This is a genomic window from Methylobacterium sp. B1 (assembly GCF_000333255.1).
Lineage (GTDB): Bacteria > Pseudomonadota > Alphaproteobacteria > Rhizobiales > Beijerinckiaceae > Methylobacterium > Methylobacterium fujisawaense.
Map to the genome: position 1 here is coordinate 1 of NZ_BACT01000217.1, position 8,908 is coordinate 8,908.

An 8,908-nucleotide genomic window follows, 5' to 3' on the forward strand; every position below is an offset into this window, starting at 1 on the left:
AGCATTTCCCGGCCGGAGCCGCGATCGAGATGCGGTGCGACAGCCAGTACGTCGTCAAATCCGTGACCGAGTGGATGCGCGGGTGGAAGGCGAAAGGCTGGCGCACGACGACGGGTGACGTGAAGAACGTCGACCTCATGAAGCGCCTCGACGAACTGAACGCGGCGCGCGACGTGAAATGGACCTGGGTCCGGGGGCATGCCGGAGACCGTCTGAATGAGCGCGCCGACGCTCTCGTCCACCGAGGCCGCCGCGAAGCGAAGCTCGGCAAACTCGAATCGCGGACCCATGCTGCGCCCATACCTGCCGCGACCCCAGCATCGGCTTCGCCCAGCCAGGGTGCGGACCTGCGCGTCGATCTCGCGCTGGGTCTCCAGATCACGCGCGCCGCAAAGGCTGCGGGCGTCACGCCCGACGCTCTGGTCGACGATGCGATCCGCTTCTACCTCGAGATCGGGCCTCGCGAGGTCGCACGCCTGCGATCGAGCCGGGCCTAGTGGCCGAGGCCGATGCAATTCGCCTCGTGGATGTGTTCGCGGATGAGCGCGATCGCGCGGTCCGTGGTCTCGCCGACATGACGCCGGCTGCGACGGGCCTGCGCGACTTTCATCCCGCGACGCTACCGAAGCTTTACCTCGACTCGCAGGGGCGCGGGGATGGTCGGCTACGGCGTGCAGGCGGCCGTCGAGACGGAGCGTCTGCTGTTCGCCGCCCACGCGCTCAAGCGCGGTGACCCGGTCGTCCTCGGCAATCGGCCCGCCCGCAAGGTCGGTGATCTTCGCGCGCCTATCGAGGCGGCCGGCGGACGGTTGCTCCACTGACCGGCCGACTCTTTCGGCTTCAATCCAATCGGACTCGTCTTCGCCCCGCTCAAGGCCAGCCTGCGCGCCGAGGCTACCCGCACGGTCAGCGCCTCCTCGGACACATCAGACGCCCGTCCTCGAGCGCTTCTCCACGGCCGAGTGCCGCAACTTTCCCGCGGCCGCAGGCTCCGACTCTGACGATCCGGCCAGATCGGATGAAGCGCTAGTCCGGCGCCGAACGCGGATGAAGCTCCCTGTATCGCGCGATGGCTGCCCGCGTGTTGAACAGCAGGCGATCCGGACCGAGTTCCTGATCGAGGCCAGCGCGCCGCACCATGTCGAGGACGCCCGGATTGAGGTCCACGAGCCAGACCGTCACGTCGGTCCGCCGTACGCCCTCCTGCAGCATCTGCAGCGCCGAATACTCGATGTCTGGCACACGGCTGAGGTCGAGGGCGACGACGCGCGGCGCACGGTCGGCGACCAGCGCCCGGATCCGATCGGCCACGTTCTAGCGCGTGGAACGGCTGGAGGAGGAGATCAAGGACCTGATGGAGGCCAAGAAGGAGGTCTTCGCCGAGGCCAAGGGCGAGGGTCTCGACGTCAAGGTGCTCAAGGAGATCCTGAAGATCCGCAAGCAGGACAAGGATGAGCGCGACGAGCAGGAGACGCTCCTCGACGTCTACCTGCGCGCCATGGATGCGCCCTCGCCGGCCCCGATCGCGGCCGCGGCCTGATCCTCTCGACGGAGTGCGGCGCCGCGCGCCGCCCTCCCCTCAGGACTGCGAGGAGCCCGCGAGATAGGCGGCGATGTTGCGCCGAATGCGCTCCAAGGGCTCCTCGCTCGGATCCGGCAGGACGAAGCGCGCCCCCGTGATCGTCTCGTAGGCGCGGATGTAGACCGCGGCCGTCTCTAGGACGACCTCCGCGGGAATCTCCGGAATCGGGTCCTTGTACGGATCGCAGCGGGCGACGACCCAATTGCGCACGAAATCCTTGTCGAAGCTCTCCGGCGCGGAACCCGCGGCGAAGCGCTCCGGATAGCTCTGCGCGAACCAGTACCGGCTGCTGTCGGGCGTATGGATCTCGTCGGCGAGGACGATCCGGCCTTCGGAATCGGTGCCGAACTCGTATTTCGTGTCGGCCAGGATGAGACCGCGCTCGGCCGCCAGCGCCGTGCCGCGGGCGAACAGCGCCAGCGCCGCGTCGGACACGGTGCGCCACTGCTCGGACGTGAGCAGCCCGCGTTCCAGAATCTCGGTCTCGGTCAGCGGTTCATCGTGGCCACCGTCGAACGCCTTGGTGGTCGGCGTGATGATCGCCACCGGCAGGCGCTCGTTCGGCCGCATGCCATCCGGGAAACGGTGGCCGTACATGTCCCGCTCCCCGGCGCGGTAGCGCGTCAGGACCGACGTAGAGGTGGTGCCGGCGAGGTAGCCACGAACCACCACCTCCACCGGCAGGATCTCCAGACGCCGGCCCACGACCACGTTCGGGTCGGGATAGGCGATGACGTGGTTCGGGCAGATGTCGGCCGTCCGCTCGAACCAGTAGCGCGCGGTCTGGGTCAGGACCTGGCCCTTGAAGGGGATCGCCGCGAGCGCCCGGTCGAAGGCGCTGATCCGGTCCGAGGTGATGAGGATGCGCCGGCCGTCGGGCAGGTCGTAATTGTCCCGGACCTTGCCGCGATAATGGTTCGGCAGTTCGGGCAGGGTCGCGTCGCGCAGGACTTGGTGCGCGTGCGGGGCGAGATCTGCCGTCTTCATCGGGCTTTCCGTCAGGCTGTGCGGCGACCGCGCCGCCTGATCTCTGTGCGCGGATGGGGCGGAGAATTCCAGTCCCGGGATTCACCGAGGCCCGGCGCGCAGCCCCGGCCGCCACCCCGACCCCCGCGGCTGCGGGCGAGCGGCCCTGCCGCTCTGGCCGGGCCCGGCCGTCGGCCCTATCCTTGCCGTGGATGGCAGACGGTGAATTGCCGACTGCGAAATGCCGGCCGGTGCCGCCGGACGGCCGAGGCGCAATGTTCGAGACACCGCACCAAGCAAGCCGACAACCTTTCCTGCGCCGGATCGAGACCGTCGCCCTGTTCACGCTCAGCGATGCGGAGCGGGCCGCCCTCGTCGCGCTGCCGATGCAGGTGGCGCAGTTCGAGCCCAATCAGGACATCGTTCGGGAGGGCGACCGCCCGACCCGAAGCTTCACCCTGCTCAGCGGGATCGCCTGCACTTACAAGTCGACGCTGGCCGGCAAGCGGCAGGTGATGACCTACCACGTCCCGGGCGATGTGCCCGATTTCCAGAGCCTGTATCTGGAGGTGCTCGACATCAACATCGCCACGGTCAGCGCCTGCAGGCTCGGCTTCGTTTCGCATGAGGCGGTCCGCGGACTGATGCGTGCGCATCCGCGCCTCACTGAGGTCTTCTGGCGCGCCACCCTCATCGACGCCGCTCTGGTCCGCGAGTGGATGCTCAACACCGGTCGCCGCGACGCCTACGCGCGGATGGCCCACCTGTTCTGCGAACTCGTGACCCGCCTCGGCGCGGTCGGGCTTGCACCGGATCGGACCTGCGAGCTGCCCATGACGCAGCCCGAACTCGCAGACGCCCTCGGCATAACGTCCGTTCACGTCAACCGCACGATCCGGGATCTCAAATCGGCCGGGCTGATCACGCTGCGCGACCGCCGCCTGACCGTCCACGACTGGCCGGGACTGCAGGCCGCAGCCGGATTCGATCCGGCCTATCTGCATTTGCGGGATGCGGAGACTCGCTGAGCCAGTCGGCAGACCGCCGGCGTTCGAGCTGACGAGGGCGCGCTGTCGCCCTGCCCGATGTATCGCCGGCCGTCGAAAGCCAAAGCCGAGCCGACGCGGGACCGCAGTCTGGATCTATCGATATGAAGATAACGCGGCGCCGTTTTCGCTAACCGTTGCCGGAGCGGGCACTCAGCGGGAAGATGGTGCCCAGGGGCGGAATCGAACCACCGACACTGCGATTTTCAGTCGCATGCTCTACCAACTGAGCTACCTGGGCGTCGTCCGCGCCGGTGTCGGCCTCGGACGCCGCGGGGTATAGTCAGTGCTTCGCGGCCTGTCCAGCCTTGCCGTGACGTCGACACGACGGAAATGCCGGAAAAATTCATCGCTCCGGATCGGGCTCGGGCGGAACCTCGTCGGAATCGAGGTCCTCGGGGATCGCGTAGCGCTCGTTAAGCCACCGTCCGAGATCGACGTCGGCACACCGCTGAGAACAGAACGGCTGGAATTCCGGTGTGGACGGTTGCCGACAGATCGGACAGGGCGGCCGGCGCTCGCTTCTCATGCCAGGGCGCCCCAGCCAGCCCGCACGGGATACCCCTCCCCGTCGAGGAGGCTCAGGGTCTCGTAAAGGGGCAGCCCAACCACGGCGCTGTAGGAGCCGACCAGTTTGACGACGAACGCCCCCGCCAGGCCCTGGATCGCGTAGCCGCCGGCTTTTCCCGCGCCATTCGCCCGACGCCACGTAGCCCTGGATATCGCGGCCCGAGAGCCGCTTGAATCGGACGCGGGTCTCCACGATCCGCTCCCTGCGCCCGCGGGGCGAGAGGACGCACACCGCCGTGTAGACGCGATGCTGACGTCCGGAGAGCAGGCGCAGGCAATCCGCGGCCTCGTCGGGGATCTCGGCCTTCGGCAGGACCCGACGCCCGACCGCCACAACCGTATCGGCCGACAGAAGCCAAGTGGGCGTGGTGGTGTCCTGGAGGTGTAGCGCCGCCTCGGCCGTCGCGAGCTTCGTCCGGGCGAGGCGGCGTGCCAGTTCGCGGGGCGGCTCGGCCTTGCGGGGCGTCTCGTCGATCTCGGCCGGCAGGAGAGCCGCCGGTTCGATGCCGATCTGCTGCAGCAGCGCGAGGCGGCGCGGCGAAGCGGAGGCGAGCACAAGTCGCGCCGTCGGCCCCTGCGTCGCGCCGATCGCTTCAGGTTTGGCGTCCATGATGTTCCGTTCGCACAATCGACCGGAGCCGTGCGCGCCCTGCGCGGCGGCCCTTCGTCGGCCGGGACAGGCTCGATCCACCCGCCTGATAAGGGATGGGGTCGGGCTTGTGAACTCGGAGGGGCTTCTGCAGATCTCCCAGACCCCGGCCGGCCCGGGTCATGATCCGGGATACCCCCGCCCGCCCGCCGGCAAGAGTAGGCCGACCGAGCGCCGCGGCCGGCACTGTGATCGCGGCGCGGCAAGCCAGACTAGAGGTGCGGCCCGGCGATCTGGCAAGCTTAGAGCAAGACGTCGTCCGCGATCGTAACCGACCGTTAACTACGTGCGGCTGAGAGTGTTGTCCTCCGAAGAGGATCGACATCGATGTTGAACGCTGATCCGCTCCTGCAGCGCCCGACGCTGGTGACCACGGCCCTGCTCGCCCGTGCCCTCGACGGGCTCCGGCCGCAGGTCACGTCGCCGGTCGAGATGTGGCAGCGTCTCACCGAGCGGTACGTCGTCGATCTCGACGCCGTCGCGGCCCTCCTGCCCGCCGACGAACCGGAAACGCACTGGCTGTCGTCCCGCGACTGAGGGCGCGCAGATCAAGTCTTCGGCCGTACGCCCAACTGGCACACGACGTGCTTGAAGCGTCCGGCAACCGGGAGGAAGCACTCAGGCAACGACAACGCGGCGGCTCGCACGCCAGAGCACCCCGCGGACCTTTCGATCGCTCGAAGCTGAGGTCCGTCATGTCGGAACTGCTCTCTGTTGCCTTGGTCTGTGCCGGTACGCTTCTGGCTCAGGATTGCTCCCGCGACACCGCCCTGGACGTCATCATCGCCCCGGCGCACACGCCGATGGAGTGCCTGATGCACGCCCAGACGATGGCAGCCCAGGCCGGGTTGCCGGGGGGCAGCGACCGGTATCTCAAGATCGCCTGCGAGCATCGCCGGACCGAAGGCGAACCCCGCACGGTCGTCCGGCGCGCGTCCTGACGCGGCCCGGCGCGTCGGCGGTGTCCGTGCCGTCGCGCCCGGCCGCGATCTGGTCTGGTGCATCAAAGCCACGTCACGATTTTTCTTGTTCGCATCCGCCGTTCGGACAGTTGCCGCCTCCGGGAACGGGACCCATCCTGCACGGCCACGCTGATGCAAACCAAACCCCGGCATCCGCCACCTTTGCCGCCCCGATGGCCCGCGTGCCGGGCAGGGCTCCAGCGAGTGCCTGCCCGATGCTGTACGACGCGTTCGACCTGCAGACCGACATCGCTGCCCAGACCCGGGCATGGGGCCGGCTGCTGAACGACATCTGGTCGCCCTGGATCGGGTTGGGCGAGCCGGTCACCTGGATGTCCGCCGGCGCCCGGATGATGATGCGCGCCGGTCTGACCTTCGCGCGGCCGCCCTACGGCATCGAGACGGTCAACGTCGGGAACCGGAGCGTCCCGGTCTCAGAGGAGCCGGTCGAGGTCACGCCGTTCGGGACGCTGCTGCACTTCAAGAAGGACATTCACACCGAGCAGCCCAAGGTGCTGATGGTCGCGCCGATGTCGGGCCATTTCGCCACGCTGCTCCGCGCCACCGTGCGCACCATGCTGCCCGACCACGACGTCTACATCACCGACTGGCACAATGCCCGCGACGTGCCGCTGTCGGAAGGCCAGTTCGGTTTCGACGACTACGTGGGCCACCTGATCCACTTCCTGCAGACGATGGGTGAAGGCGCCCACATGGTGGCGGTCTGCCAGCCCGCCGTTCAGGCCCTCGTGGCGGCAGCCGCGATGGCGCAGGCGAAGGATCCCGCCGCCCCGCGCAGCATGACCCTGATGGCCGGCCCGGTGGATTGCCGCATCAACCCGACGGGCGTGAACGCACTCGCGACCTCCAAGCCCATCGACTGGTTCGAGAAGAACCTGATCGCGACGGTCCCGACGCGCCACAAGGGCGCCGGCCGCAAGGTGTATCCGGGCTTCATGCAGGTCTCGGCCTTCATGGCGATGAACGCCAAGCGCCATATCCAGGGTCACGCCGATCTCTTCTGGCACATGGCCAACGGCGAGCGCGAGAAAGCCGAGGCGATCGAGACCTTCTACGACGAGTATTTCGCCGTGCTCGATCTCGCGGCCGAATTCTACCTGGAAACGGTCAAGACCGTGTTCCAGGATCACGCCCTGGCTCGGAATGCGGTGAGCTATCGGGGGGAGCCGATCGACCTGCGGCGATCCGCCGCACCGCCCTGATGACCGTCGAGGGCGAGCGCGACGACATCTGCGCGGTCGGCCAGACCATGGCGGCCCACGATCTCTGCTCGGACCTCGCCCCCTACATGCGGACCCATCACCTCCAGGCGGGCGTCGGACATTACGGGGTCTTCGCCCGGGCGGCGCTGGGAGTCGCAGATCTACCCGCAGGTGCGCAACTTCATCCAGGCGCACAACTGACCGCGAGACCGGGGACGCGTCGCGCCGATTTGACCCGCCGACCCGCGCGGCCCACCATGCTACCGTCTTCTGATGGGAGCCCGGTTCGCGTGGTTCCCGGGGCCACTCCTGCGGCGTGAGGCGGAACGGTCGGCGTGATCGGCACCGAGAACAAGACCAGCGCGGACGGCCCGACAACGGTCTCCGCACGGCTCGACCGGCTGGTGGCTCGCGCCCGGGCGGCAGCCCTCTGGGAGCAAGCCTGGCCTGTCCTCTGGCGGGGGATCGGGGTCGGACTGATCTTCCTCATGCTGTCCTGGTCGGGGCTGTGGCTCGATCTCACGCCGATCTGGCGCCAGATCGGTCTGGGCATCCTGGGACTTCTCCTCGTCGCCGCGCTCGTACCGCTGATCCATATCGCCCGGCCCGATCGGCGCGTCGCCCTGGCACGGCTCGATCGCGAGGCGGCGGCCCGCGATCCGGCCCTGCGACACGGACCGGCCTCCGCGGCGCAGGACAGCCTCGCCGTGGGTGCCGCCGATCCGGGAAGCCGGACGCTCTGGGACCTCCATCAACGGCGGGCCGCGCAGGCGGTCTCGGCCCTGCGGGTCGGTTTGCCGAGGCCCGGCATGGTCCGGCACGATCCGTTCGCCCTTCGCGCCGGCCTCGTGGTCGCCGCCATCGCCAGCCTGTTCGTCGCCGGGCCCGAGTGGCGTCAGCGCCTTGGCGCGGCGTTCGACTGGCAGGAGCCCGCGGCGCAAAGCCCCAATTTCCGCGTGGACGGCTGGATCGACCCGCCGCTCTACACGCGGCTTCCGCCCCTCCTGATCGCCATGGACGGAAGCGATCAGCGCCTGCGCGCGCCCGTCAACGCGCAGCTGATCGTGCGGATCGCCGGTCAGGGTAAGGCCGCGTCCGAGACGACGCTGACACCCAATGCCGGCCTGGTCCCCGTCCCGGGCCAGGAGGCGCGGCCCGACCTGCGCGAGGAGCGCTATCGCATCGTTGGCGGCGCCGAACTGACGATCGTGACTCCCGCAGGCCGGCAACGCCTCACCGTGGACGCGATCCCCGACCGGCCGCCGGAGGTGACGGCCGTCGGCGGCCCCGAAGTGAACGGCCGCGGTACCTTCAACCTGACCTACCGCGCGAAGGACGATTACGGGCTCAGTTCGGCGGAGGCCGTGATCGAGCCGCTGAAATCGGCCCGTGCTCTAGTCCCGGTTCCCCACATCAATCTGGCATTGCCCGGGGACGCCAACGGCGAGTCCGACACCAAGACCCTGGTCGACCTCACCGACAGCCCATGGTCCGGAGCGCGGGTCCGCTATCACATCGTCGTCAAGGACGAGGCCGGTCAGGAAGGCCGGACGCCGGATGCCGAGATCGTCCTGCCGGCGCGCCCGTTCCGCGAGCCGCTGGCGCGGGCGCTCGCCGAGGAACGTCGCCGCCTCGTGACGGCACCCGATACGGACCGCCGGTGGGTTCAGGGGGCCCTGGACGCCCTCCTGGTCGCGCCCGACACGTACACGCCGCAGCCTGCCATCTTCCTGGGCCTGCGGACGGCCACCGAGCGGCTGCGCCGCGCCCGGACGGACGCCGATCTCATCGCGGTGGCCGATCTCCTGTGGGAGATGGCCCTGAAGATCGAGGACGGTGACCTTTCGGATGCCGAGAAGCAGCTCCGCCAAGCCCAGGATCGCTGAAGGAGGCGATGGAGCGCACGCGCC

7 protein-coding genes, 1 tRNA gene and 5 pseudogenes are annotated in these 8,908 nt (G+C 68.9%); 8 read left to right on the forward strand and 5 right to left on the reverse strand.

The window, feature by feature from the left end:
- A partial coding sequence (locus I53_RS05700; protein WP_043347673.1) for a ribonuclease H occupies nt 1-497 on the forward strand: 497 nt, incomplete at its 5' end.
- A 219-nt stretch (nt 498-716) separates the two neighbouring features.
- A pseudogene (locus I53_RS34915) lies at nt 717-1,008 on the forward strand (IS630 family transposase); the annotation flags it as partial.
- An 18-nt stretch (nt 1,009-1,026) separates the two neighbouring features.
- Here I53_RS34915 and I53_RS05705 read toward each other — a convergent pair.
- Nucleotides 1,027-1,314 (reverse strand): annotated as a pseudogene (locus tag I53_RS05705) (STAS domain-containing protein); the annotation flags it as partial.
- A gap of 7 nt (nt 1,315-1,321) precedes the next feature.
- Between I53_RS05705 and I53_RS05710 the strand changes: the two are divergent.
- Nucleotides 1,322-1,540, forward strand: coding sequence for a DUF2312 domain-containing protein (locus tag I53_RS05710; RefSeq protein WP_085987622.1), 219 nt, complete (start codon nt 1,322-1,324; stop codon nt 1,538-1,540).
- Nucleotides 1,541-1,579: 39 nt separating this feature from the next.
- On the opposite strand, the gene I53_RS05715 is transcribed toward I53_RS05710, so the two are convergent.
- Complete coding sequence (locus I53_RS05715; protein WP_043347676.1) at nt 1,580-2,569, reverse strand: phosphoribosylaminoimidazolesuccinocarboxamide synthase; 990 nt, start codon at nt 2,567-2,569, stop codon at nt 1,580-1,582.
- 254 nt (nt 2,570-2,823) lie between these two features.
- Here I53_RS05715 and I53_RS05720 point away from each other — a divergent pair, with 254 nt between their 5' ends.
- Nucleotides 2,824-3,576 (forward strand): Crp/Fnr family transcriptional regulator, encoded by a 753-nt coding sequence (locus I53_RS05720; RefSeq protein ID WP_043347678.1) that lies wholly within the window; start codon nt 2,824-2,826, stop codon nt 3,574-3,576.
- 183 nt (nt 3,577-3,759) lie between these two features.
- On the opposite strand, the gene I53_RS05725 is transcribed toward I53_RS05720, so the two are convergent.
- The 3 genes and pseudogenes from I53_RS05725 to I53_RS30985 all read right to left on the reverse strand — a co-directional run bounded on the left by I53_RS05725 (nt 3,760) and on the right by I53_RS30985 (nt 4,774).
- Nucleotides 3,760-3,835: transfer RNA gene (locus I53_RS05725), tRNA-Phe, on the reverse strand.
- Nucleotides 3,836-3,940: 105 nt separating this feature from the next.
- Nucleotides 3,941-4,123 carry a DNA gyrase inhibitor YacG gene (locus I53_RS30980; RefSeq protein ID WP_075380462.1) on the reverse strand — a complete coding sequence of 61 codons (183 nt, stop codon included), beginning with the start codon at nt 4,121-4,123 and terminating at the stop codon, nt 3,941-3,943.
- Nucleotides 4,120-4,774: pseudogene (locus tag I53_RS30985) on the reverse strand (Maf-like protein). Before I53_RS30985 ends, I53_RS30980 begins: the two are co-directional and overlap by 4 nt.
- A 366-nt stretch (nt 4,775-5,140) precedes the next feature.
- On the opposite strand from I53_RS30985, the gene I53_RS05730 reads away from it, so the two are divergent.
- From I53_RS05730 to I53_RS05745, 4 genes and pseudogenes are all read left to right on the forward strand, one after another.
- Entirely contained in the window at nt 5,141-5,350 is a 210-nt protein-coding gene (locus tag I53_RS05730) for a hypothetical protein (protein WP_043347681.1), read from the forward strand.
- 158 nt (nt 5,351-5,508) lie between these two features.
- Complete coding sequence (locus tag I53_RS05735; RefSeq protein WP_043347682.1) at nt 5,509-5,754, forward strand: hypothetical protein; 246 nt, start codon at nt 5,509-5,511, stop codon at nt 5,752-5,754.
- A 236-nt stretch (nt 5,755-5,990) separates the two neighbouring features.
- Nucleotides 5,991-7,199: pseudogene (locus I53_RS05740) on the forward strand (polyhydroxyalkanoate depolymerase).
- Between the two features lie 134 nt (nt 7,200-7,333).
- Nucleotides 7,334-8,908, forward strand: a pseudogene (locus I53_RS05745) (DUF4175 domain-containing protein); the annotation flags it as partial.

Coding starts and splice junctions, on each gene's coding strand:
- I53_RS05730 (WP_043347681.1), top strand. CDS start 5,141: ATGTTGAACGCTGATCCGCTCCTGCAGCGCCCGACGCTGGTGACCACG.
- I53_RS30980 (WP_075380462.1), bottom strand. CDS start 4,123: ATGAGAAGCGAGCGCCGGCCGCCCTGTCCGATCTGTCGGCAACCGTCC.
- I53_RS05720 (WP_043347678.1), top strand. CDS start 2,824: ATGTTCGAGACACCGCACCAAGCAAGCCGACAACCTTTCCTGCGCCGG.
- I53_RS05715 (WP_043347676.1), bottom strand. CDS start 2,569: ATGAAGACGGCAGATCTCGCCCCGCACGCGCACCAAGTCCTGCGCGAC.
- I53_RS05735 (WP_043347682.1), top strand. CDS start 5,509: ATGTCGGAACTGCTCTCTGTTGCCTTGGTCTGTGCCGGTACGCTTCTG.